Source organism: Mycobacterium syngnathidarum (assembly GCF_001942625.1).
In the GTDB taxonomy this organism is placed as follows: Bacteria; Actinomycetota; Actinomycetes; order Mycobacteriales; family Mycobacteriaceae; genus Mycobacterium; species Mycobacterium syngnathidarum.
The window spans coordinates 1-22,604 of sequence record NZ_MLCL01000002.1 but is presented as its reverse complement, the minus strand read 5'-3'; the positions used below and the strand labels follow the sequence as shown (position 1 = coordinate 22,604).

Annotated in this window: 23 protein-coding genes; 1 reads left to right on the top strand and 22 read right to left on the bottom strand. The window is 66.1% G+C overall.

Annotated elements, in window-relative coordinates; all coding sequences use genetic code 11:
* Nucleotides 1–11: 11 nt before the first annotated feature.
* Nucleotides 12–188 carry a hypothetical protein gene (locus BKG60_RS31815; protein WP_159437546.1) on the top strand — a complete coding sequence of 59 codons (177 nt, stop codon included), beginning with the start codon at nucleotides 12–14 and terminating at the stop codon, nucleotides 186–188.
* Here the strand turns inward: BKG60_RS31815 and BKG60_RS01275 are convergent.
* From BKG60_RS01275 to BKG60_RS01170, 22 genes are all read right to left on the bottom strand, one after another.
* On the bottom strand, nucleotides 149–1,360 hold the full coding sequence (locus BKG60_RS01275; protein WP_070943920.1) for an MlaD family protein: 1,212 nt from the start codon (nucleotides 1,358–1,360) through the stop codon (nucleotides 149–151). The genes BKG60_RS31815 and BKG60_RS01275 overlap by 40 nt on opposite strands.
* Nucleotides 1,357–2,481 (bottom strand): MlaD family protein, encoded by a 1,125-nt coding sequence (locus BKG60_RS01270; RefSeq protein WP_070943919.1) that lies wholly within the window; start codon nucleotides 2,479–2,481, stop codon nucleotides 1,357–1,359. Before BKG60_RS01270 ends, BKG60_RS01275 begins: the two co-directional genes overlap by 4 nt.
* Entirely contained in the window at nucleotides 2,478–3,590 is a 1,113-nt protein-coding gene (locus BKG60_RS01265) for an MCE family protein (protein ID WP_070943918.1), read from the bottom strand. The genes BKG60_RS01270 and BKG60_RS01265 overlap by 4 nt, the downstream gene beginning before the upstream one ends.
* Complete coding sequence (locus tag BKG60_RS01260; RefSeq protein WP_075909028.1) at nucleotides 3,590–4,600, bottom strand: MlaD family protein; 1,011 nt, start codon at nucleotides 4,598–4,600, stop codon at nucleotides 3,590–3,592. Before BKG60_RS01260 ends, BKG60_RS01265 begins: the two co-directional genes overlap by 1 nt.
* Nucleotides 4,593–5,678 (bottom strand): MlaD family protein, encoded by a 1,086-nt coding sequence (locus BKG60_RS01255; RefSeq protein WP_120764787.1) that lies wholly within the window; start codon nucleotides 5,676–5,678, stop codon nucleotides 4,593–4,595. The genes BKG60_RS01260 and BKG60_RS01255 overlap by 8 nt, the downstream gene beginning before the upstream one ends.
* 9 nt (nucleotides 5,679–5,687) lie before the next feature.
* Nucleotides 5,688–7,166, bottom strand: coding sequence for an MlaD family protein (locus tag BKG60_RS01250; protein ID WP_070943916.1), 1,479 nt, complete (start codon nucleotides 7,164–7,166; stop codon nucleotides 5,688–5,690).
* A gap of 2 nt (nucleotides 7,167–7,168) precedes the next feature.
* The gene (locus tag BKG60_RS01245; protein ID WP_070943915.1) at nucleotides 7,169–7,993 is read right to left on the bottom strand and encodes an MlaE family ABC transporter permease; all 825 of its coding nucleotides are present in this window, start codon (nucleotides 7,991–7,993) and stop codon (nucleotides 7,169–7,171) included.
* 1 nt (nucleotide 7,994) lies between these two features.
* Nucleotides 7,995–8,831 carry an MlaE family ABC transporter permease gene (locus BKG60_RS01240; RefSeq protein WP_070943914.1) on the bottom strand — a complete coding sequence of 279 codons (837 nt, stop codon included), beginning with the start codon at nucleotides 8,829–8,831 and terminating at the stop codon, nucleotides 7,995–7,997.
* Complete coding sequence (locus BKG60_RS01235; RefSeq protein ID WP_070943913.1) at nucleotides 8,828–10,495, bottom strand: fatty acyl-AMP ligase; 1,668 nt, start codon at nucleotides 10,493–10,495, stop codon at nucleotides 8,828–8,830. Before BKG60_RS01235 ends, BKG60_RS01240 begins: the two co-directional genes overlap by 4 nt.
* Nucleotides 10,492–10,776 (bottom strand): acyl carrier protein, encoded by a 285-nt coding sequence (locus BKG60_RS01230; protein WP_070187774.1) that lies wholly within the window; start codon nucleotides 10,774–10,776, stop codon nucleotides 10,492–10,494. Before BKG60_RS01230 ends, BKG60_RS01235 begins: the two co-directional genes overlap by 4 nt.
* A 12-nt stretch (nucleotides 10,777–10,788) precedes the next feature.
* Nucleotides 10,789–11,559: an ABC transporter permease gene (locus tag BKG60_RS01225; RefSeq protein ID WP_070187773.1), complete on the bottom strand. Its 771-nt coding sequence runs from the start codon at nucleotides 11,557–11,559 to the stop codon at nucleotides 10,789–10,791.
* Complete coding sequence (locus tag BKG60_RS01220; RefSeq protein WP_070187772.1) at nucleotides 11,556–12,503, bottom strand: ABC transporter ATP-binding protein; 948 nt, start codon at nucleotides 12,501–12,503, stop codon at nucleotides 11,556–11,558. Before BKG60_RS01220 ends, BKG60_RS01225 begins: the two co-directional genes overlap by 4 nt.
* Nucleotides 12,504–12,510: 7 nt before the next feature.
* Complete coding sequence (locus BKG60_RS01215) at nucleotides 12,511–13,251, bottom strand: hypothetical protein (protein WP_070943958.1); 741 nt, start codon at nucleotides 13,249–13,251, stop codon at nucleotides 12,511–12,513.
* Between the two features lie 8 nt (nucleotides 13,252–13,259).
* The gene (locus tag BKG60_RS01210; RefSeq protein WP_070187771.1) at nucleotides 13,260–13,766 is read right to left on the bottom strand and encodes a hypothetical protein; all 507 of its coding nucleotides are present in this window, start codon (nucleotides 13,764–13,766) and stop codon (nucleotides 13,260–13,262) included.
* A 10-nt stretch (nucleotides 13,767–13,776) separates the two neighbouring features.
* On the bottom strand, nucleotides 13,777–14,409 hold the full coding sequence (locus BKG60_RS01205; RefSeq protein WP_070943912.1) for a hypothetical protein: 633 nt from the start codon (nucleotides 14,407–14,409) through the stop codon (nucleotides 13,777–13,779).
* Nucleotides 14,406–15,908 carry a pyridoxal phosphate-dependent decarboxylase family protein gene (locus BKG60_RS01200; protein ID WP_070943911.1) on the bottom strand — a complete coding sequence of 501 codons (1,503 nt, stop codon included), beginning with the start codon at nucleotides 15,906–15,908 and terminating at the stop codon, nucleotides 14,406–14,408. The genes BKG60_RS01205 and BKG60_RS01200 overlap by 4 nt, the downstream gene beginning before the upstream one ends.
* A complete protein-coding gene (locus tag BKG60_RS01195) occupies nucleotides 15,905–17,230 on the bottom strand; it encodes an aminotransferase class III-fold pyridoxal phosphate-dependent enzyme (RefSeq protein ID WP_075909027.1) in 1,326 nt (441 codons plus the stop codon). The genes BKG60_RS01200 and BKG60_RS01195 overlap by 4 nt, the downstream gene beginning before the upstream one ends.
* Nucleotides 17,230–18,315: a fatty acid desaturase family protein gene (locus BKG60_RS01190; RefSeq protein ID WP_075909026.1), complete on the bottom strand. Its 1,086-nt coding sequence runs from the start codon at nucleotides 18,313–18,315 to the stop codon at nucleotides 17,230–17,232. Before BKG60_RS01190 ends, BKG60_RS01195 begins: the two co-directional genes overlap by 1 nt.
* The gene (locus BKG60_RS01185) at nucleotides 18,312–19,292 is read right to left on the bottom strand and encodes an SDR family NAD(P)-dependent oxidoreductase (protein ID WP_075909025.1); all 981 of its coding nucleotides are present in this window, start codon (nucleotides 19,290–19,292) and stop codon (nucleotides 18,312–18,314) included. The genes BKG60_RS01190 and BKG60_RS01185 overlap by 4 nt, the downstream gene beginning before the upstream one ends.
* A complete protein-coding gene (locus BKG60_RS01180; protein ID WP_423213079.1) occupies nucleotides 19,292–20,305 on the bottom strand; it encodes an N-acetyltransferase in 1,014 nt (337 codons plus the stop codon). Before BKG60_RS01180 ends, BKG60_RS01185 begins: the two co-directional genes overlap by 1 nt.
* A 121-nt stretch (nucleotides 20,306–20,426) precedes the next feature.
* The gene (locus BKG60_RS01175; protein WP_070943907.1) at nucleotides 20,427–21,506 is read right to left on the bottom strand and encodes a hypothetical protein; all 1,080 of its coding nucleotides are present in this window, start codon (nucleotides 21,504–21,506) and stop codon (nucleotides 20,427–20,429) included.
* Nucleotides 21,507–21,821: 315 nt separating this feature from the next.
* Nucleotides 21,822–22,199 (bottom strand): alpha/beta hydrolase, encoded by a 378-nt coding sequence (locus tag BKG60_RS01170; RefSeq protein ID WP_070943906.1) that lies wholly within the window; start codon nucleotides 22,197–22,199, stop codon nucleotides 21,822–21,824.
* Nucleotides 22,200–22,604: the final 405 nt, after the last annotated feature.

Here is a 22,604-nt window from a genome sequence, read left to right as displayed (position 1 = left end):
ACCATTTCCATATGACTCGGTTCTCCCGTATCCGCGATCGGCTGAAAGTCGCCGCGATGACCTGGTTCGTCCGACTGCTGCGGTTGATCGTCGTCGTCGCCGAGTGGTGGCCCACACCGTCACCGAACAAGCCGGCCCGCCGCGACGATCAACGGGGCGGCTCGATCGGCAGCGTGGGCCCGCCGTAAGGCGTCGGGATCGTGTAGCGGCCCGGCGGCGTCGGATCGGCCGTCGTGGCCAGGTCCGCCCCCGGCGGCGGGCCGGCGGTGTCATCGCCGGCAGGTCGCGGAGCGTTGCGGGCACCGCGAACCAGCAGGCTCGGATCGTCATCGTGGCAGTAGGTATACAAATTCGGCTCCGGATAGTCCGCCGCCGAAGGAGGCCGCCGAGGTGTGCCGTAGTCACAGGCATACCTCGGATAGATGTCGGCGGTCACCCACAGTCCATGCTCGTGCATCGTGCTGATGAAGGCCTCCAGCGCCGAACCGCGGTAGTCGGGGAACAGTGCATCCAGGGCAGGCACCCGTACATAGGACAGCCGCGCCACCGTGGCCAGATTTCCCAGCAGTTGAACCATGGTGTCCGAATTGTCGGTGAACACGTTGTCGATGGCGCCCAGGGCCGCCGGGGACTGGCCGAGCAGCCTGCGGTAGCCGTCCTGCATGCCGGCCACTCCGGCCATCGTGTGGCGCAGATTGGTTGCCGTGGCACCGATTCCGTTGTTGACATCCACCGCCGACGACAGCACGACCCGGCTGCTGCGGATCACGCCCACCGTTTCGGGCAGCACGGAATCCAGAGTCGACAACAGAAATGTCCCGCCGTCGACGATCGCCGCGAGTTTCTCCGGGCCGGCACTGCTCAGGCTCAGCTCGGCCTTCATCCGCTCCAGCTTCTGTGGATCCACCTGCGCCAGTACCCCGTCCGCGTTGGCCAACAGCTCGGCCATCGACACCGGCACGGCGGTCCGGTCACGGGTGATCACGGCGCCATCCGAGAGATACGGGCCATCCTCGGAGGTGGCGGCGAAGTCGACGTACTGTTCGCCGGCCGCCGAGAGCGCCGAGACCCGCACCGAGCTGGCGGCCGGGATCCGCGCATCCTCGGATACCCGCAGGACCGCCTCGACACCACCCGGGGTGAACGCGAGCCTTTCGACCTTGCCCACGCGAACCCCGCGCATGGTCACATCCTGATTGGGCAGCAGCCCTCCCGACTCCGAAAGCTGCACCGTGACACGGTATGTCGCGGCCAGCGGGCGCACCTGCAACACGCCGGTCATCAGGTAGTAGACCGAAACGACCAGAGTGAGCGCCAAGGCCACCAGCGCGGTCCAGGCGCTGCGGCGATCACCGCTCACGGCTGAGGCCCCCGACCGACCACCCGCTCCTGTAACCGCCAGAGCACGAATTTGAGCGATCCGACGAGCTGGTGCCAATCGGCCCGTTTGGGGCCGTGGAGGCCGGGATCCCCGCCGAACCCGGCGTCGGGAATGGATCCGAGGACCAGCCGGTCGATCCCGGCCGCTCCCGCCATCGACGTGCCCGCGGTCATCTTGACGAACGGGGCGTACAGCCGGTTCAGCGAGGCCAAGCTGGTCTGCGGGTCCACCACGACGTCGTTGAATGCTCGTGCGATGGCGTCCGCGTCGGCGATCACGCTGCGACCGCTGGTGTCCGTCCCGGCGATGGACGGGAACTTGGCCAAGTTCTGCGAGATGTCGCCGAGGGTGAGGGCCAAGTCGGTCATCCGGCCGGTGTTGTCGGCCAGCGTCTCGGTCGCCGGTGCGGCGGCCCGCAGGATCTCGCCGACCTCCTGATTCTTGGCGTCGAGCAGCTCAGCCAGCCGCGTCGTCTCGGACATCGCGGAATCGAGCTGTGCCGAACGAGCATTCACCGTGCCGAGCAATTGGTTCGACTTGGCCACCAGATCACCGAAGGCCCGGCCGTCGGGCCCGGCGGCCTTGCCCATTCCGTTGACGATGTTGGTCAGGTTGTGCACGGCGCCACCGTTGACCAAGACGGCCGCTGAACTCAACACCGACTCGACCGTGGCGGCCGCGGTTGTGGAGTCCAGGTCGATCGTGTCGCCGTCGGAGAGCGGGCGGGCCCCCGGCTGCGGAGGTCGCGGCGGACTGATCGAGACGAAGACGTCGCCCAACGGTGTGGCCGAACGGAGTTCGGCTGTACTGCCCGCCGGGAGTTGGACGTCGTCGTTGATCCGCAGCGTGGTCACCGCGGTGAAATCGCGCGCCACCATGTCCTCGACCTGACCGATGTCGGCGCCTGCGAGCTTGACCTTGGCGTGCTCGGGCAGGTTGAGCGCGTTGGCGAACACCACAGTCAGCCGGTAGCCGCCCGACCCGAGCCCCGGTGCGGGTAGCGGCAGGTCGGCCAGCCCGTTCGTGGCGCAGCCTGCGGTCAGCAGGCCCGCGGCCAGGGCTGCCAGCGTCCGTATCCGAAGCCGTTGTACCGAAATCATTTCTGCCCCATCGCCGCGAGCCCCTCCAGCATGTTGGTCAAGCCGAAGTCGGGTCCGTAATCCTGCAGTGTCCCGGTGCTGCATCCGAGCTGGCGCAGCCCCATCATGTTGCAGACCTCCTTGGCCATCTGGCCGTCGAACACCATCCGGTCGGCCAGGAAATGTGCGCGGATCGCTCCGTTTCGTTGATCGATCGAGTTGTAGAGGTTGTCGGCCATCAGCGGAAGCACATCGAAGAACTCCGCGAGCTCCCGTTGCCGGTCGTGAAGCGTTTGGACGCTGGTGTCGCCATTGGCGATTCCCTGCTTGATCACCTCACGGTTGGCCGAGAGGATCTGTCCGGTCTGTTCGACGACCTCGTTGAGTTGTCTACCGGTGGTCCCCGACCCGAAATCCTCGGCGGCCAGGACGTCGCTGAGCTGCCGTACCACGGAGCCGAATTCGCGTAGCTTCGCGTCGTTTCCCGCCGCGGCGTCCAGCAGAGAATCGAGGTTGGTGATGATGGTGGTCACCTGTTGGCGGGTGCGGGCCCCACCGTCGGAGCTCAGCCGCAGGGCTCGCGACAGTTCGTCGAGGGCACCCTTGATCTGCTCCCCTTGTCCGGCGATCACACCGTCGCCGGCATTCTGCAGGTCCGCAACGGGCCCTCCTCCCATGCCATTCCCCCGCAATGACGTGGACAGCTTGTCGAGCATGCCGAGCACGCGGTCGAACTCGACCGGCGTCTTGGTGCGATGCAGGCCGATGATGTCGCCGTTGCGCAGCGTCGGGCCCCCGCGGTACGGCGGCGACAGCTCGATCTGGCGGTCGGTGAGGATCGACGTCGACAAGGTAACGGCCTCCACGTCAGCAGGTATCGCGACACCCTCGTCGACGGTGAAGTCCACCTCGGCGTAGCTTCCCCTCGCCGTCACCCGCGTGACCTGCCCAACCGGAATCCCCAGCACTGCTACCACATTGCCGACATACAGCCCCGCCGCGCTGTCGAACTGCGCGGTCACGGTGATGCTGCGGTCACGGTGGGCCAGCAGCTTCCACCCCACAGCGCCGACGATCGCCAGCACGGTGATCAGCACGGCGGCGACCACCAGGCGCCGGTGTCCATTCATCACTTGCAGTCCTTGAGATACGGGATCATGCCGAACTGTTCGGCCCGGCCACTGATGGCGCACATCCAGGAATCGATCAGAGCGCCTGCGGGGGCATTGGTCTCGATCGCGTTGCCGAATCCGGTGGCGTTCGCGATCTGGCGGATCGGAACGGGCGCGATCTGCAGCAGATTTCGGAAGAGCGCATCTTGTTCGGCGAACTTCTCGCTCAGCTGTTGCATCGTCGACAGCACGTCGTCGACCGCGGTCCGGTCGTGCACCGCGATGGTGCGCAGCGAGTCGACGACCGACCGAAGGGACTGCATCAACGCATGGAAGGCCGCTGAGCGCGCCACGAACTCACCCACCAGTTCCTGCCCCTGGCGAATGAAGTTGCCGATCTCGGACTGCTGGCGCCGCAGCATGCTGGTGACGTGTTCGGTGTTCGCCAGAAGACTGCCCAGTTGATCCCGTCGCTGCGCGATCACCGATGACAGGGCCCGCACATTGTCCATCGCCTGGGGCACCACTGCGGGCAACCCGTCCATCTGCCGGCTCAGCACATCGAGGGACTCCGCGATCCGGTCGGCGTCCACCTGCTCAAAGGTTCTGGTCGAATCGGCAAGGGCGGCTTGCAGATCGTAGGGCACCTCGGTGTGCGCCAGGTCGATCGTGTGCTTCTCGGGAGAGCTGTCCCCAGCCGGGCGCAAGTCGAGATAGCGGGAACCGAACAATGTCGTCACCTTTATCGCGGCGCGGGTGTCGCGGCCCACGGGTATGTCGTCGCGGACACGGATCTCGGCCTCCACGTGATCGCCGGCCAGGCGTACGGCGGTCACCGTTCCCACCGGGATACCCGCCACCGCCACGATGTCGTCGGCACGCAAGGCCGCCGCCTGAAGGAATTTCGCCGTGTAACGCTGGTATCCGATGCCGGCCTCTTTGACCAGCAGCATTGCCGCGATCAGGGTTCCGACGGTGGCGACGGCCAGCAGTCCGAGCCAGGCTTTCCTGGCGACCCGGTCAGCCATTGGCCATGTTCCGGCACTTGGGGGTGTGTTTGGCGGTTCCGCCCGGCGTCGCGGCATCGACGATGATGGGCACTACGTCGTTGAGCCCTGGAAAGAACCCGTACACGTTGACGTCACAGGCATAGGCGTTCATGTAGGCCCCTTCCCCGAAGACCCGGGACAACCCCTTCAACAGCAGCGGCGTGTTCAGGCCCGTGTAAGCGATCTGCGGTTCGATGTCGAGCATGTGCCGGGTGTAGCCGGGCTGCCGGTTGAGCATGTCGCGGACGGTCGGTTGCACGTCACGCCCGATCCGCGACAGGTTGCCGGCCACCGCCGTCATCGTCCCCAGCGATGACACCAGGCTGTCGCGACGATTGTCGAAGGCCGTCACGGCCTTTCGCGCTGCGGTGATCGTGCGCTCGAAATGGTCGTTCTGTCCGGCCAGATTGCCGACCACACCGTCCATCCCCGCGATGACGCGGTCCAGCGCGCGGTCCTGGCCGACGAAAGTCTCGGTGAGCACTGACGTCTGATCGACGAGCTGGGTGATCGCGGCAGTATCGCCCTGCAACGATCCGACGACGGCGTTGGTGAGGTTGTTCACCTGGTCGGGATCCAGGACGGCGAACAGGGGCTCATAGCCATTGAGCAGGGTGCCGATGTCGAAGGACGGCTCGGTCCGATCGATCCCGATCACCGATCCGGCCGGCAACACCGTGGCCGCTTCGGCTCGCCCCCGGTCCAGCGCAAGATACCGCTGTCCGACGATGTTCTGATAGTCGACGGCCGCCACGGTGCCGGTGGTGAGCCGGTGGCCGTCCTGCACGAGGAACGACACCTTCGCCAGGGTTCCCTGCAGCTCGATCGTCTGCACCCGCCCGACACGCACACCGGCCACCCGGACGTCGTCACCCTCGCGCAGCCCGAAGACGTCGGTGAACACCGCGGAGTACGACGTGGCGGGGCCGCCGACGTCGCGTCGCAACGTGACGTAGACCATCCACGTCAGCACGGTGGCCACCACCAGGAACAGGCACAGGCCCAGCAGCGGGCCACGGCGCCGTATCGAGTCGGCCCTCGGGGAAAAACTGAACATCGAATTCTCCTACGGCGTGTTTTGACCTGTGGCCGAAGCGGTTTGCGTGACGACCATCCCGCGCGCCACCGGACCGAGGATCAGTTGCGTGGCCACCGTCGCGGGTTGTCCGGTGATCTCGCCCAACCGGTCGCGCTCGAGACCGCTGCCCACCGGGCCGACGTTGCCGCCGAACGAGGCGGGTGCCGCACTGCCGGGGACCGGCGGCGACGGGGTGACGCCGGGCGGGAGCGGCGGATACGGATCGGTCGGCGGCACCTGCGGGGATACCAGCGGCGGCCCGGCCGCGATCAGGTTGCCGTTCTCCCCGATGACCGTCCCCGGCGGTGGCGCCAGATCCGGTGGCGGCTGGTAGTTCTGCGGCAGCAGGACTTCCGGGAGCTCAGACCGGACAGGGACCTCGGGTGCGGTAACGCAGCTCGGTCCGGCCAGCGCGCCGTAGCGCGGGCAATCGGCACGGGTGTAGGTGTAGGACGGCGTGAACGACAAGTTCACCCGGCCTCGTGGGGTATCCAGTTCGGAATCCCAGACCTGGGCGAAGAACGTGTCGGAGAACCGGGTCATCCGCTGGCTGATCGGCGCGAAGTGCTGGGCGTTCTGTGCCAGTACCCCGAGCACCGGGGTCAGGTCCGTGGTGATGTGGACCAGCCGGTCGGTCTGATTGTGCAAGGCCTCCATGCTGGTGCCGGTGGTATGCGCGGACGCCGCCAGAAAATCCTCGAGGCTGCGTCGCTGCTCGACGAGGGTGCGCATCGGGCCGACCGCTTCATGCAAAGCATCGACCAGTTCCGGAGCCGTCTGCGACAGCCCGCGCGCAGCTGCGGACAACGCCGAAACCGTCGACGGCCCTTCATCTGTGGCGACGACGGCATTCAACTCGTCGATGAGCCGGTTGAGTTCGGCGGCCGAGGTCAGCAGTTGCCCGCGGCGGTTGTTGGTGGCTGCTGCCACCGCGGCCAGCAGGCCGATGGTGTGGTCGTCACGTCCGCGGCCGGCCGCGGCCAGGACGTCGCGCAGTTTGGAGATGGTGGTCTGGAACAACACCGTCGGCAGCGCCGTGTCCTCGGCGATCCGCTGGCCGTCGCGGATCGGGCCCGACGAGTCGGCCGCGGTCTGAACCAACTGCAACGACGACACCGCGAAGGCATTACTGGGCACCACACGGGCGGTGACGCCAGACGGGATGCCTTGTGCATAAGCGGAATTCAATCGGATGTGCACACGGTTGGGCGCTTCCCCGGTGCCGGGCACGACACTTTCCACGGCGCCGACAAGGACGCCGCGGAATTTCACATCCGACCGGGTAGGCAGGCCGTCACCGATGTTGCGCAATTCGGCCACCACATGCAGGCTGCGGTCGAACAGCCCGGTCGACTTGACCAGCAACGCCGAGACCACTACTCCGACCACCACCAGCGTGGCCGCACCACGCCGGAGCAGCTGCCTTCCGGTGAGATGGTTTCCGTCCAGATCAACCATGTCCGGCATGGTCAACCACCCAGCCTTGCACCGGAATTCACGCTCCACAGGGCCATGGTCAGCAGCATGTTGACGATGATCACCGCGGTGATGCTCGCCCGCATCGCATGTCCTGCGGCGATACCGACGCCCTCGGGGCCGCCGCCGGCGCAGAAACCGTAGTAGCACTGCACTGTCGCCGCGATCCAGACGAACACGACCGCCTTCACCGTCGAATACAGGATGTCGGTGCCACTGATCAGCAAGGTGAAGTAATGCAGGTACGGCCCGAGCGATCCGCCGCTGATCAACCCCACCATGATCTGGCACGACAGGTAGCAGATGCCGAGGCACGCGGCGTACAGCGGGATGATCGCGACGACCGAGGCCAACAGCCGGGTCGTGATGAGGTACGGGATCGGCCTGATGGCAAGCGAGTTCATGGCGTCGATCTCCTCGGAGATCCGCATCGAGCCGATCTGGGTGGTGAACCGGCAGCCGGCCTGGACGGCGAAAGCCAGGGCCGCCATGATCGGGGCCAGCTCGCGGGTGGTGACCAGCGAGGAGATGATCCCGGTTGCCGGGCCGAGCCCGAGCAGGTTCAGGAAGTCGTAACCCTCGACGGCGATCAGGGCACCGGTGGTGATGCCGAGAACCAGGATCACTCCGGCGGTCCCGCCGCCCACCACGATCGACCCGTTACCCCAGGTGATGTCGGAGACCAGCCGAAGGAACTCACGCCGGTACCGGCGAAGGGCCAGCGGTGCGCCGGTGAGGGCGTGTGACGAGAAAGCGACGAAATGACCGAAGCGTGCCACCGGCCGCGTCATCACGGGCTGAGTGATCTCCTGGGTCATCTCACAACCCCGTCCGAGGGAAGAGCATGGTGTAGAGCTGGCTCACGGCGACATTGACCGTCATCAAGACCAGAACCGATTCCACGACGGCCGCGTTGACGGCGTTGGCCACGCCGGCCGGACCCTGGGTGGCAGCGAGGCCTTTCTGGCAGGACACCACCGCGACGATCGCGCCGTAGACCGCCGACTTGAACAGCGCCAGCAGCATGTCCCCGGTGGTGGCGAACGACGCGAAGGTGGCGATGAAACTGCCTGGCGCACCGCCCTGTACATAGACGTTGAACAGATAGCTGGACAGGAAGCCGACGAAGCACACCACCCCGGTCAGGGCGATACCGATGACGATCGCGGCCGCGAACCGGGGTACGACCAATCGCCGGACCACCGAGACGCCCATCACCTCCATCGCTGCCGTCTCCTCACGCATGGTCCGGCAGCCCAGGTCCGAGGTCATCGCCGCGCCGACCGCCGCGGCCAGCAACAGCGCCGCGACCAGCGAGGCCGCCTGCCGCACCACCGCCAGGCCGCTGGCGGCACCGGCCAGTGAGGTCGCCCCGACCTGCCCGGCCAGCAGCGCGAATTGGATCGACAGGGTGACCCCGATCGGCAACGCCACCAAGACCGTCGGCATCACGGCCGCACCGGCCATGAACGCGGCCTGCCGAACGAACTCGGCCAATTGAAATCGCCCGGTCATCAGGTCGGTGACGCAGAAACGGATCGTCGTCAACCCGAGTACCACCTGCTCGCCAACGGTGGCCAAGGCCGCCACCGGATGACGCCGCAGGTATCCCGCACCTACTTGGACAACACGGGAACTGGTGCCCCGCACTGTCATCTGACGAGTTCACGCTCCCCGGAACGTCCCAACCGGCCCAGCCGCGCCGTCGTCTCCAGCCGGCGCAACTTGCCCGACGAGGTCTTGGGAAGCCAGCCGGCCGGGACCACGTGAACCGCCCGTGGACTGATCCCGAGCTGCCGATAGACGCGATCGGCTATCTCGGCACGGATCCGCGCGGTCTCGGCGCTGTCGGAATGCAGCGCCGACTCGGCCACCATCGAGAACCCCTCGCCAGCGGCCGCGGTGGAAAGCCGCACTGCGGCAACACCTCCGGAGCGTACGCCGGCCACCCCGGACACGCTTCGTTCGATGTCCTCAGGATGGACGTTGCGGCCCGAGATGATCAAGACGTCCTTCTTGCGGCCACAGATGACCGGTTGGCCGTCGTCGGTCAGGTAACCGATGTCGCCGGTGCGAAACCATCCGTCGGAGTCGGTGACGGTCTCGATGCCGTCGGCGGTGCGGTATCCGCGGGTCACGTTGTCGCCACGGATCTCCAATTCCCCGATGCCGGGCGGCTCCACGACTGAGCCGTCTTCGGCCACCACCCGGATCTCGCAACCCGGCAGCGGCGGCCCGAGCGCCACCCGTTGCGCCGCATCGCCTTGTCCGGCGACCAGATCAGGATGCGGTGCGCACACCCGGTATCCGTCGCCGGGGCGGACGAACGACACTCCCAGCGTCGCCTCGGCCATCCCGTAGGCCGGAACGATGGCATGTTTACGCAGGCCGAAGCGGGCCCCCTCGGTGGTCAACCGGTCCAGCGTCGCGACGTCGATCGCCTCGGCGCCACTGAGTGCAAACCGCAGCGTCGACAGATCGTAAGCGCCGTCGGCAGCTTTGCGGAGCCGGCGGGCCAAGACCGAGTAGGCGAAATTCGGTGCCGCGGTCATGGTTCCGCGATACCTGGTGATCAGCTCGGCCCACAGCAGCGGATCGGCGAGGAAGTCGACCGGGGTGACCTTCACGGTCGCGATGCCCAGGCACATCGGCGTGATCAGGTAGCCCATCATGCCCATGTCGTGAAAGAGCGGCAGCCAGCTCACCACCACATCGGTTTCGGCGTCGGCCGCCGAGGCGGCGGCCATCGCGACCAGGTTGGCCTCGATGTTGCGGTAGCTGATGGCGACGGCCTTGGGCCGGCCGGTCGAGCCTGAGGTCAATTGCTGGAAGGCGATCGCGTCCTCATCCGACTCCACGATCTGTCCCGGTGGCCCGTCGAGCAGAGCGGCCAGCAGCACGGCATGTACCCCGGCGCCGGCCAATGCCTCGACGGCCGACAGGAACGGGTTGCCGACCACCACGGTGGAGGCGCCGATCGCCGACAGTGTCGGGACCAGCTCGGCGGCCCACTCCGCGATGTCGGTGCGGTGGGTCGGATGGTGCAGCATGGTCACGGCCGCACCGGCCATCCAGATGCCCTGCACCAGCGGGGCGATTTCGCCTGGCGCACCGGCAAGTACGGCCACCGAGTCCCCGGGGAGCACCCCGGCGCGCTGCAGTCCTCCGGCGATGTCGCGGCCGGCCTGGTGCACCTGTGCCCAGGTGGCCGTCGTCAGCTGGTCGAGCAGCGACCGACCGTCGGTGTCGACCGGTGCCGTGCTGAGGCCCCGCGAGGTGATCTGCGTCCCGGCGTGCAGTCTGGACAGGACGCGGTTCACGGCTGTCCCGGCGGGTTGCCCACCGCGCTCATCGCACCGGAGCCCGCCAGCCTGCGGTTCTCCACGAGTTCGACCAGGGCACCGACGGTCTTGCACTCGAACACGTCGTCCTTGTTGAGGACCACACCGAATCGGTTCTTGATCTCCGACACCCCGAGGGCGAACGACAACGAGTCGAAGCCCAGATCCCCGACCAGCTCCGAGAAATCGTTGACGTCTTCGGCGGGCAATTCGAGTTCGTCGGTGATGAACTCGATGAGGAATTCGCGTACTTCTGACACGGCCTGGCTACCTTACTTTCCGATCTTGCGGCGAATCACCATGTGAATGGGTATTTGGAGGAGGGCGAACATGCCCACGGCGACAAGGCATCCCGTGATGACGAGGCGGACGTCGAACTCGCCGTACATGATGGTCGACGCGGCCGCCACGATATGGGAGAACGGGTTGAGGTTGATGCTGAACCGCAGCCAGTCCGACAGGAACACCGACGGCATGAGGGCCTGGCTGATGAACAGCACCGGCAGCGCCAGCGGCAGCATCGCCACCGGGGCCTGCGGGTTGAGTGTGCGCAGCGCCACCAGATAGAACAACGAGCTGTAAGCCGCCGACCACAGGAACATCAGTACGACCAGCATTGCGCCGGTGAGGATCCCGGCCCGCAGTGGAGCATCGAGGAAGGCCAGCAGGGTGATCACGATGACCGCCGCCGGCAGGATCCGGAACATCTCGAAACCGAACTTGGCCGCCATGATCTGACCGGTCGACACACCGTAGAGACGGAGTCGATCGGTGAAACCGGACCGGATCTCGTCGATCAGCGTGCCCGCTCCGTACCCCGCCCCGAGCATCGGGATCAGCATGATCAGGCCGGGTGCGATGTAGGCGGTATACGACGACAGCGGGAATCCGGGAAGATCGGCGACCCGCTGGAACATCGAGCGCACGAAGATCACCAGGACAACGGGAAACACGATCGGGAAGATGAATCCGAAGACCGGCTGGCGCAGACCCACCACGACATAGCGACGGAACAGCCGCAGGGTGTTCGACACAGAGTTCATCGGGTGGCCTCCAAAAACGCGTCGCGCAGCGAGGTCGACCGCACTTCGATGTCGGCCTGGTCCAGTCCGATTCGTTCCAGTTCGGCGCTGAGCTTGCCGAGCGCCGAGGCCGACGCCGAGTCGAGTGTGGTCGTCAGCGCGGTGTCGGTGGTGCGCTCGACTGCATAGCCGGCGGTGACCAATGCCTGCACCGAGTCGTCGGGTATCGCCACGTCCGACGAGATCGCCGCGACGAATCCGTGGCTTCTGGTGAATTCCTGGGTCGATCCGGATGCGACCAATGTGCCGTCCTTGATGATTCCGACTTCGTCGGCCAGTGAGACCGCCTCGTCCATGTCGTGGGTGGTCAAGACCACCGTGCGGCCCTGAGAACGCAGGGACCGGATGGCGTTCCAGACCTCTTGCTTGCCTTCGATGTCGAGGCCGCTGGACGGCTCGTCGAGGAAGAGCATCTTCGGGTCGTGTGCCACCGCCAGCGCCACGTCGACCCGGCGTCGCATACCACCCGACAACGCACCCACCTTGCGGTTGAGGTACTTGCCGAGGCCGAATTGCTCGACCAGTTCGTCCTCCCGTTGACGCCGTTGGTCTTTCGGCCAACCGGCCATCGCCAGGCTCATCCGGATCTGTTCGACCGGCGACATCCAGAGGTCGAGCGCCACCTCCTGCAGCGCCACGCCGATCAGCGGCCGGAGCGCATCGGTTTCGGCCACCGGGAGGCCCAGCACCTCGAGCCGCCCACTCGTCGGTGCGAGCAGTGTCGTGGCCATGCGGATGGTGGTGGTCTTGCCCGCCCCGTTTCGGCCGAGCAGGCAGTAGACCACCCCGCGGGGCACCGTCAGACTGAGGCCGTCGACCGCACTGGTCTCCGCACCCGGATACGACTTGGTGACGTCGTCAGCGAGCAATGCCGGTGACGAATTGTCTTGTTTGGCTTCAGGCATGGGTCGTTCAATCTCCGACTCTGGGGAGGACGTGGCGTTCCAGCTGTTCGGTCAGGTGGATCCCCTGTGCGGTGAGATCCACGTCGAGAGCGGTGTAGAGCGGGAAGCTCCCGCCCTTGGGCGTCTCGTTGACCTGGTGGATGGTTCCGGTGCTCACCCCCGTCACGTCGAGATCGACCACGGTCCGGACCAGTTCGACGGGTTTGCCGCGCCAGGTGGCTTTCCGGGTTCCCTCCGAGCGCACAGTGCCGCTCACCGAGGCGCCGCCACCGCACGAACCGGTCAGCTCACGCGGCTCACCGGTGCCGCCCAGGTCGATTCCGCCGTTCACCGCGCACTGCAGTGAGACACGGGAATCGAGCGGATTGACGATCGTGATGGCGTCCAGGGTGCCGGCCGCGGAGTCGCTGGGGCCGGTGGACACCATGCCGGTCTCGTACGGGAACCGATCACCGGAGTAGTACTGCTCGACCTGCAACTCGCCGCGGCGCGGCCCGGGACCGGTGGTCAGCACCCCTGAGGTGGGCAGCGAGGTGGTCTCGTCGAGATAGGTCACCGAACCCGAAATCTCCAGTGGATAGGTCCCGTAGGGCGAATCGGCGCGTGGTTCGGCGGCTGGTTCGGCCGCGGCATCGGGATACTTCAGCAACGCGTAGGCGTGTCCCACCGGCCTTCCGGCCTCTTCGTTCACCGAAGCGCAGCCGGCCAGCAGAGCGGACCCGAGCACACACGCACCGGCAGCCGTCACGAATCCGTTCACCGTGCTGCGCCCGCCCCGGCGAGGGTCCGGTTCAGCCTGCGGTGCCGATGGCTGAAGAATGCAGACAGCACCCGGCTCATCACCTTGCCCCAGCCCGGGATCAGACCCATCGGCGCCTGCGGCGCCAGCGTGATCTCGTCGGTGACGATCGTCTTGTCCCCCAAGGGTTCCAGGGTGCGGTGATGCACCCAGATGCGCATGCCGGTCATGATCGACTCTTCACGGAACATCCGGCCGGGATCGATCCTGGCGATCGTGATGTCGTCGAACCCGAACGGCAGGATGCCGAACAGCAGCAGAAAGCTCTTGCCGATGCGAGTGCCCGGCGTGACGTCGGCGATCGAGCGCCCCCGGAACTGACGCGGCATCGTCATCTTGAGATAGGGGCCCATCTCGTCGTTGATGCCTTCCTGGGTGGTGACGCGCTCCCACACCTGATCCACGGGGCAGTCGATCTCGCTGACCTTGCGGAAGACGTGTTCTTGCGTGTGAATTGATCGCATGTCGGTTCCTCTAATTGCTTGACGGGGAAAGGTCTCTGGCGGCATCCGCGACGAAGGACCCACTGATGTCGACGACGGCCGGCACGCTGTCGGCTCCGATGTAGTCGGGCATGATCTCGCCGATCTGGTGGATACGTGTCGGCAGCAGCTGGCTGTACCACTCGAACAGCGGCACCACGAGCGCGACGGTGACGTAGTCGACACCGTCGGCGGCCAGATCGCCGAAGAAGGCCTGCCAGATCTGCTCGATCATGCCGACCCTCCGGTGTTTCTTGAGTACTCCCTGGGTGGCCAGCTCGGCGATGCGCTCAGGCGCGATGTCTTCGAAGAACGAATTCCACTGCGGGTACAGAATGTTGCGACCGTCACGCAGCGTGCTGAAACTGTCCAAGCCCAGTTCGGCGTCCACCCGCAGACCTCGCAGCACTGCGACCGGTTCATCCCCGGAGTCCTCGCTGAAACCCACGAAGATCTCCGAAGACCGCTCCCACGGCCGGTAGTGCACCATCTCGCCGGCCGCGATGTCCGACTCGCTCGCGTAGTCGTTCTCCAGCCCGAAGATGCGGTATTCCACGCCCTTCGCCCAGTTGAATCTCTCGTCACCCGGACGTACCCGGTCGACGCGAAGCAGACTCGTACTCATGCGTTCGTGAATTCCCTTCTGCGGGACTGCAAGATCCGGTTGCCCTCGGTGGCAATGGCAGCGATCACCTCTGCGGCCGCCTCACGACCGACGAGGGGGTTGACGAAAGTCAGCTTGAGCGCCTGGGTGCCGGCCGCGGTGGAGCGGCCGATCACGGCACGCCCCGAATCGGCGAGGGCGATCCGGATTTCCTGGTTCACGTCGTCGCATTCGGCCTCGGTCAGGTCGGGATGCTGCCAGCGGACCACGACGGTGTTCGTCGCGACCGGAGCCACCAGGGTCAGCCCTGGCTGTCCCCCGACCGCGCCGGCGGCCGCGGCTGCGGCCGCACACGTGGCGTCGATCATCTCGCCGATCCGCTGCCGGCCGAGGGCCCGCAGGGTCACGAACACCTTCAGCGCATCGAACCGGCGCGTCGTCTGAAGGGATTTCCCGACCAGATTGACCACGTCCTCGGCCGAATCCTGCAGCGGATTCAGGTAATCGGCGTGGTCGGCCAGGATGTCGAACGATTCGCTGCGACGCACCAGCAGCGCGCTGCAGCTGATGGCCTGGAACAGCAGCTTGTGAAAGTCGACTGCCACGGAGTCGGCCATCTCGATTCCACGAAGCAGGTGCCGGTGGGTGTCGCTGAACGCCAGGCAACCGCCCGCGCAGGCGTCGACATGGGTCCAGATCCCGTGCTCGCGCGCAACGGTGATCGCCTCTGGCAACGGGTCGATCGCGCCGAAGTCCGTTGTACCTGCGGTGAGTACCAGCGCGATGATCGGCGTGCCGTCCGCTGCGGCCCGATCGATGCAGCCGACGAGACCGTCGACTCGCATGCGGCCGTCGGCGTCGGTCGGTACCTCGACCGCTGCACCCGACAGTCCGAGGATTCGCAGCGCCTGCCGCACCGAGAAGTGCGTCTGACGAGTGCACAACACCCGCCAGGAACCCGCCTCGACGGGTAGTCCCCCGGACACATCGGATCCGAATCGATCGCGGGCGAACAGGTCTCGGGCCATCAGCAGTGCCTGCAGGTTGGACTGGGTCCCCCCGCTGGTGAACGTTCCGTCGGCGCCGTCGTCGTAACCGAGCGTGACGCACAGGTCAGCGATGACCTTCTGTTCGACAGCCGTGGCCGCGGGCGCCTGATCGAACGAATCCAGCGACTGGTTGAAGGCGCTGACCAGGACCTCGGCCGCCAGCGACGACAGTGTCGGCGGGCAGTGCAGATGCGCCAGATAGCCGGGATGGGTGACCACGGCAGACCGCCCGGAGAGCAAGCCGGCCGCCTCGCCCAGCGCACGTGGCAGCCCGATTCCCGCCGGGCTGTCGAGACTGAATTCGTCGACGGACCTGCCTATCTCGGCGTAACCGGCCACCAGTCCCGGCCGCGCCGGGTCCCGCAGCTCGGTCCCGGTCCAGATGGCTGCCAAGGTCAGTGCTTCGCGATAGCCGCTCAGTCCGGCGGGGGTGAGAAAGTCGCCCGCGAACGGGCTCGAATCGGTGGTCACTGGGCCCCCATCAGGATGCTGCCGGCAGGCCGTTGCCGCTGGACGTGGCGCACCGCGGAGTCGAACGCGGTCAGCGCGGCCGACATATCGGCTTCGTCGATGGTCAGCGGCGGCAGGAAGCGCACCACATTTCCGTACTGTCCCCCGGTTTCGACGATCAAACCGTGCTCAAGGCAGGCCAGTTGTATCTGTCGCGCCAGTTCCGCGTCCGGTGCCGCGGCACCGTGTCGCCGCGGAAGCGTCGGCTCGACGATCTCGGCTGCCAGCATCAGCCCCGCACCCCGGACGTCGCCCACGATCTCGGATTGCGCCGCAACCGATTTCAATCCTTCGAGGAAGTCAGCACCCATCGCCTGTACGCGCTCGGACAGGCCGGTCTCGACAGCGAAGCGGATCACCGCGCTGGCCGCGGCGAACGCCATCGCGTTCCCGCGGAACGTACCGGTGAAGGCCCCGGGCTCCCACACGTCATGGCGCTCCCGGATCACCAGCACCGCGATGGGCAGGCCGGAACCGAGGCCTTTCGAGATCACCATCATGTCCGGTTCGATGTCGCACCGCTGAAAAGCCCAGGCCGGCCCGGTCCGGAACATCCCCGCCTGCACCTCGTCGGCGATCAGCGGAACATCCAGTCCGCTCGCCATGTCCCGCAATGCCTTACCCCACCGGTACGGGGCCGGGATCACTCCGCCCTCGCCCAGCACGAACTCCGCGAGCACAGAGGCCGGCGCGGTGACACCAGAGTGGGGTCGAGTCAGGTTCTCGACGGCCGCCACCGCCAGGTCGATTCCACCGTCCCCGCCGACCCCGAACGGGCACCGGTAGTCCTGGGGATACGGCACGAACGTGGCCCGCGGAGCCAGCACCACAGGCTGGCGGCGCAGCCCCCCGCCCGAGCTGGCCGCCCGCGCCGCCCGGGTACACCCGTGGAAGCCGCCTTGCACAGCGATGTGTTCGCGTCCGCCGGTGGAGATCTCGGCGAGCATCAGGGCGGCCTCGATCGCGCCCGCCCCGCTCGGTGAGCACAGGTGCACCCGTCCCTCACGCGCCAGCCCCGGCGGCAGGATGGACAGCAGATCCTCGACGAATCGCTCGCGGGTCGGGGTGTGGAAGTCGAGTGACTGCCACGGTTCGCCCGATTCGAGGGTCTTGGCCACGGCCTCCCTGACCGCCGGATGATTCCATCCCAGGGACATCGCACCGGCCGCGGCCAGGCAGTCGACGTACCAGCGACCGCCGGCGTCACGCAGCCGGGATCCGGCCGCCTCGACGGGCCGGATCGGCAACCGTCGCGAGTAGGTTGCTGCAGCCGAATCCCGCATCACAGCACCCCCCCGGCCGACCGTGAACTGTCCGTACGTGGGTGCGCCAGAAGCCTTCTCAGCGACGTCGTGAGTGACCGATCCTCGGTCTGCCAGAAGCCGCCGTCGCTCGGGATCGCCCCGGCCAGGCGGCGGCGGGCCTTTCCGAGCTGGTGGTAGGGCAGTTTGGGGAACAAGTGGTGCACTGCATGAAACCGCAGCCCGAGCGGCGCCCACAGCTCTCCGACGATCGGCATCGACGGGTGGTCGATGGAATCGAGAATCTGTTCTGGGAACGTCATCCGCTCGTTGCGGCTCTCGTAGCGATGCGCAGCCAGCACCCGGACCCAGTTGACGAACAGCACCGCCGCGACGATCAGGTAGGCCTCGAGGAGACGCTTGGGCGAATACGCTCCGCCCACGGCCAGTGCCAGCATCACCGCGAGGTAGGCGAAGCAGGCGACCTCCTGCACCAGCCAGGACCGCGGCGTCCGGCCCGCGGGCAGCTTGCGGACGAAGTCCGCGTCGATCATCAGCGCCGAGGCCCGGGTCAGCACATAGGACCGGATACCCGGGACCAACCAGCTCAACGGAGCCAACACCAGAAACCGCAGCACGAAGACCAGCGGACCCAGCAGCGCGGTGAACGGCAGCGCGATCACCCGCCAGCGAGGCTCGACCGCGTAGGGGACGTACTCACCGTCCTCGGCAGTGCCGTAGGTCCGGGACCCGTGATGGTCCTGGTGGAACTCGTAGGTGAATTGCGGGACCAGCAACGGAATTCCGCACACCACATGCCATGCCACCGAGAACCACCGCAATTCCTCGGGCGCATGGACGATTTCGTGGACGAAGAGCACTGCGCGGTAGAACGCCAACGCGGCGAGCACCATGCAGCCGATGGCCGTCGGCGAGGCCAGACGGTCAACGGGACACAGGAAGAACGCGGTATAGCCGATCGCCACGCATACGGTGAGGTCAACCCAGTAGATCCACTGCCGGCGTGCGGTCAGATCGGCGACCAGAGATCGAGCCTCGGCCATCGAGATACCGAGCACGTCCCTGGAACCCGTCCCGACGGGTGTCTGACGGACATCACTGGTCATCGGGTGAACTCCGTGATCAATTCAGACGCGGACACCCGCGGAATGCCGAGCTCTCGCTCGGCCTTGCCGGAGGTGTAATACACGTGGCGGGCCATCAACTCGACGTTCTCGGGCACCAGCGCATCGTCGTGACGCGCAGTGGCGGTCAGGTCGCGCACGACCCGATTCCCGGCTCCGGCGGCCCGGAACAAACCCATGGGCAGGGTACGAACGCGATGTTTCCGCCCAACGGCCTCGACGAGCAGCTCCGCGATCCGGCGGTAGCTCAGGTTGGCACTGGACAGGATGTAGCGCTCACCGGAGCCGCCCTTGACCATGGCCGCGGTAGCTCCGATGACGAAGTCGCGGGCCGAGCAGACCGCAGTCCCACCGGGGGGTACCGCCCGCAGCAGCCCGCGTCGCGCGGCCACCAACAGGCCCTGCCAGGATCGTGTCGGGCCGGAAGCCGGCGCGAAAACCGCTGCGGGATTGACCACCACGACGTCGAGCCCATCTTGGCCGAAATCGAGCATGACCCGCTCGCCGGTGCGTTTGGTCGCGGCATAGACGTTGTCGAGCACGGAGTTCCGGACATCGAACTGCTCGTCGGCCACCACGTCGTCAGGCGGATAGCCGATGGCGGCCGTCGACGACACATGTACGACGCGCTGGACTCCATGGCGCAGCGCACTCTGCGCCACGTGGTAGGTGCCCAGGACGTTGACATTCCAGATGGAGTGGGCCAGACGGGAATTCGGTGAGGCGATGCCGGCGAGGTGATACACGTGCGAAATGCCACGCATGGCCGCGTCGACACTGGCCGCGTCGGTGACATCGGCGCGGACCACTTCGACGTCACGGCCCAAACCCCCCGGTTGGGCCGCAGGGTCGTCGGGCCCGGTCATGACGGTGACCGCCTCGCCGTTGCCGACCAGCTCGGCGACCAGCGCACCACCCAGGTACCCGGCGCCCCCTGTGACCAGGATTCGGCCGGCCATCACAGTGCCTTCTGGTAGACGCGGTGCCGTTTGTCCGGCTCGGTCTTCATCTGCGCGGCCAGGGAATTCGACCACACGTTGTCTTCGTGCACCCAGGTGGTCGCCACCGCCGAATAACCGCTTCCGGTGCTGGCCCGGACGATCTCGCCGGCCAGGATCCGGCCGATACCCGCCCCGAACTGGGTTTCGACGGCACCGATGAGGACGACGACCGCGGTGTCGACGCCACGGATGCGTCCCCGACGCTTGGCTACGATGCGCGCTACCATCGACGGAGTGAGGCGCCCGGATTGTGCGGCGATCTCGTTCACGTCGGGCAGCATCAACAAGAACCCGACCGGTGTCCCGGCGGACTCGACGATCCGGACGAGGCGGGGGTCGATCAACGGCCGCATCTCGGCGGCCATGCCGGCGAACACTGCCCTGCTCAGCGGGACGTTCTCGGGATGGCGGGCGAAGGAGTCGTTGTAGAGGACCCGGAGAGTCTCCAGCTCGTTGTCGAAGTCCTTCATCCGAACGGACCGCACGGTCGCGCCCTGCGCGTCCATCACCGCGTCGGCCCGCCGGACCAGCCGGCGTTGGACGGCGCTGCCGGAGCCCGTGGTCCAGCGGTAGGAGGCGCTGTCGAATTTCTTTCGGTAGCCGGCAGACTCGACGAGTTGCAGGTAATGCGGCGGGTTGTAGGGCTGCATGAGGGTTGGCGGGGTGTCGTAACCCTCGGCGAGCAGCCCTACCTCCTCGCGAGTCGAATAGCTGTAGGGCCCGATCATCTTGTCCATACCGCGGCGGCGTGCCCAGTTCTCCGCGGTTTCCAGCAGTGCGTCGGCTACGGCCTCGTCAGCGACACTCTCGAAATGCCCGAAGAACGCGCAGTCGCCGTACCGCTTGACGTACTCGGAGTCGACGCTCGCCGATACCCGCCCGACTGGTTTTTCTCCCTGGTAGGCAACGAAGTTGGCGACTGTGACCTCGCGGTGCAGCGGGTTCTTCCTGGCATCCATCTTGTGCCGCATGGCCCGGCGCAGCGTCGGACGCCACCGGGCGTCACCTCGGTAGAGGTGCCACGGAAGGTCCACGAACCGTCTGGCCTCCGCGGGTGAGGTGACCTCACGGACGTCCAGCGAGGTTTTCAAGTCACTTGGCACGAACGATTCCCAGGTCATATGCGAGTTCCGGGTTGCCCTTGCTCTTCCAGAGCGCGCCGTCCATGTAGAAGTGATGCAGCACGAACATCAGCGGCACGGCGAAGATGACGGTGTCCAACTGCCCGGCGAGGATGCCCAGCAGGGCCAGACCTGCCACGTAGAACGGAAGCGCCTTGCGCGTCGAGAGCCGGGCCAGCAGCAGCTTCTTCTCGCTGGGGTCCTCCGACGCCGCGAACCGGGTGTTGTTCCGGGTCCAGTTGATCAGGTGGTACTGCAGGCTGTGCGTGGTGGTGGCGATCAGGATGAGCGCGAACAGGTCCGACACCAGCAGGTAGGACAGGTTGTAGGACAGCGTCGCGATGATGAAGGTGGCCACCGCCATGGCAGGCAGCGTGGTCTGCCCGTCGCGGCGCAGCTTGACCTGTTCGGCGACCGCCAGGGCCAGGAGCACGGCGGCGACCGCGTACGCGATCACGATGAGCACGCCGGGAATCGGCGGAACCGGCACACTCAGGTTCGAGAACGGCAGCCGGTGGCCGAACACCTCGTACTCCGAGAAGTGCAGCCCATGACTGGCCCGGTAGAGCACCGGGGCCAGGCAGGCGGCGTAGAGCGCGTACTTGAGTCGGTTTCGCGGGCCCTTGTAACCGTTCTTCGCGGCGTAGATGTTCATGATGCCGAAGTGCTGTTTGAGCACGTGGAAGACCTGCCAGTACGCCCAGATCGCCAGCAGTGGCACCAGAGCGCCACCGAACCAGAGCACCCCGACGATGGTGGCGACGACGGCAAAGCTGAGCATGTAGTGCAACCGGTACCGCGACCGCTCCCGCGGATCGAGCCATACCCGCACGGTCGTGGTCAGCACGTGCGGCAGGTCAGAAAGCAGCGAAAAGGCGACTGCTCCAACCAGAAACACTCCCTTGTGGCTTTCGGCTGCGAACAGGATCGCCGACAGCAGGGCGCCCAGACCGAAGACGAAGTAGATGTCGACCCGGCGACTGACGAACCAGCCGGGTTGGTGCTCACCATCTTTCAATTGCGGCCGAGTATTCGTGGCGGCAATCGCCATCGCAACCCCCTCGAGTGGCTTGAGTCTGCATATTTATTGAAAATGGTTTTCGTTATCGCATCAAGGTAGGGTGGCGCCAAAGCGATGTCAACGCCGTCTTGCGCGTTCGCTCAAAATGTGGCGACGGCCACAGATGGGGGCGGCGGCCGAGTTGACGTGCAACTTGAATCAAAGAACGACAGTGACGGCAACAACCACGACGAGCGAGCGGATCCGCTGGATGACCGCGAGGAACACAACGAGGACGAGGCCGAAAGCGACGTCCAGGGAGACGAATTCGACGAGGAAGCCCAGCCAGCACGCCAGCGCCTCAGACTAGGCAACTTGGCCGCAGAGTTGCAGCATGGGCCGGGCCGAACTCGTGGGGCCGCCGTGAATCAGCACGAGCAGCGGTGGCAACTCGCCGGTCCGATCAGACACATCCGGGTTGGTGGGCGGACAGTAGAGCGCGTGGGCAGTGCGTCCGCCGCTGGACGGGAACGTGATCGCTTCAGGCGCGGAGAACCATCCCTTGTCGAGCCCGAGATCACTTGGTGGACGCAGGATCTCGGTTTCCGCGACCGCACCCGTGGCGTCCACGTGGATCGACACCACAGCCGGTTCGGCGGTGGCGGAAGCGCCGACGAAGACTACGCGGTCACCCTCGGCCTGGATCGAGGCGAGCGACGTATAGGGCAAATCGAGGCCCACCACACTTCGAAGGGCGGCACGTTCGAGCCAACCAGCGCCCAGCTTCGAGCGGGCAGAACAAGTCGAAACAGACAATTATTCACGTCTACGAATTGTTGCATCGGTTGATTCGTTCAAACCGTCACCGACGCGGCCGGCGACGCCAGATCTCGAAACATATTCGGGTAGCGCAATATTCATGCTGTCGAATACCGAAAATTGTGGCCGGTCGCGCGATCGATCAATGCCTATCGAATGGTGTTTTCAATCACATAACCAGAATGACACCCAAAGCGACCTAAGTGTAACTCCCAGACAGGTTGTGAACGGCGTGGTGAGCGGAAGTAGGTGAGGACCTCCGGTATCGGTGTGGTTACCAAACACGCACATCCGATTACCGAGAGGTCCTCATGGTCCACGCTAATGCTT

Bases quoted from the DNA above. Each gene is read 5' to 3' on its own strand.
- BKG60_RS31815 (WP_159437546.1), top strand. From the start codon at position 12: ATGACTCGGTTCTCCCGTATCCGCGATCGGCTGAAAGTCGCCGCGATG.
- BKG60_RS01270 (WP_070943919.1), bottom strand. From the start codon at position 2,481: ATGATTTCGGTACAACGGCTTCGGATACGGACGCTGGCAGCCCTGGCC.
- BKG60_RS01265 (WP_070943918.1), bottom strand. From the start codon at position 3,590: ATGAATGGACACCGGCGCCTGGTGGTCGCCGCCGTGCTGATCACCGTG.
- BKG60_RS01260 (WP_075909028.1), bottom strand. From the start codon at position 4,600: ATGGCTGACCGGGTCGCCAGGAAAGCCTGGCTCGGACTGCTGGCCGTC.
- BKG60_RS01255 (WP_120764787.1), bottom strand. From the start codon at position 5,678: ATGTTCAGTTTTTCCCCGAGGGCCGACTCGATACGGCGCCGTGGCCCG.
- BKG60_RS01250 (WP_070943916.1), bottom strand. From the start codon at position 7,166: ATGCCGGACATGGTTGATCTGGACGGAAACCATCTCACCGGAAGGCAG.
- BKG60_RS01245 (WP_070943915.1), bottom strand. From the start codon at position 7,993: ATGACCCAGGAGATCACTCAGCCCGTGATGACGCGGCCGGTGGCACGC.
- BKG60_RS01240 (WP_070943914.1), bottom strand. From the start codon at position 8,831: ATGACAGTGCGGGGCACCAGTTCCCGTGTTGTCCAAGTAGGTGCGGGA.
- BKG60_RS01225 (WP_070187773.1), bottom strand. From the start codon at position 11,559: ATGAACTCTGTGTCGAACACCCTGCGGCTGTTCCGTCGCTATGTCGTG.
- BKG60_RS01220 (WP_070187772.1), bottom strand. From the start codon at position 12,503: ATGCCTGAAGCCAAACAAGACAATTCGTCACCGGCATTGCTCGCTGAC.
- BKG60_RS01210 (WP_070187771.1), bottom strand. From the start codon at position 13,766: ATGCGATCAATTCACACGCAAGAACACGTCTTCCGCAAGGTCAGCGAG.
- BKG60_RS01205 (WP_070943912.1), bottom strand. From the start codon at position 14,409: ATGAGTACGAGTCTGCTTCGCGTCGACCGGGTACGTCCGGGTGACGAG.
- BKG60_RS01195 (WP_075909027.1), bottom strand. From the start codon at position 17,230: ATGCGGGATTCGGCTGCAGCAACCTACTCGCGACGGTTGCCGATCCGG.
- BKG60_RS01190 (WP_075909026.1), bottom strand. From the start codon at position 18,315: ATGACCAGTGATGTCCGTCAGACACCCGTCGGGACGGGTTCCAGGGAC.
- BKG60_RS01185 (WP_075909025.1), bottom strand. From the start codon at position 19,292: ATGGCCGGCCGAATCCTGGTCACAGGGGGCGCCGGGTACCTGGGTGGT.
- BKG60_RS01180 (WP_423213079.1), bottom strand. From the start codon at position 20,305: ATGCGGCACAAGATGGATGCCAGGAAGAACCCGCTGCACCGCGAGGTC.
- BKG60_RS01175 (WP_070943907.1), bottom strand. From the start codon at position 21,506: ATGGCGATTGCCGCCACGAATACTCGGCCGCAATTGAAAGATGGTGAG.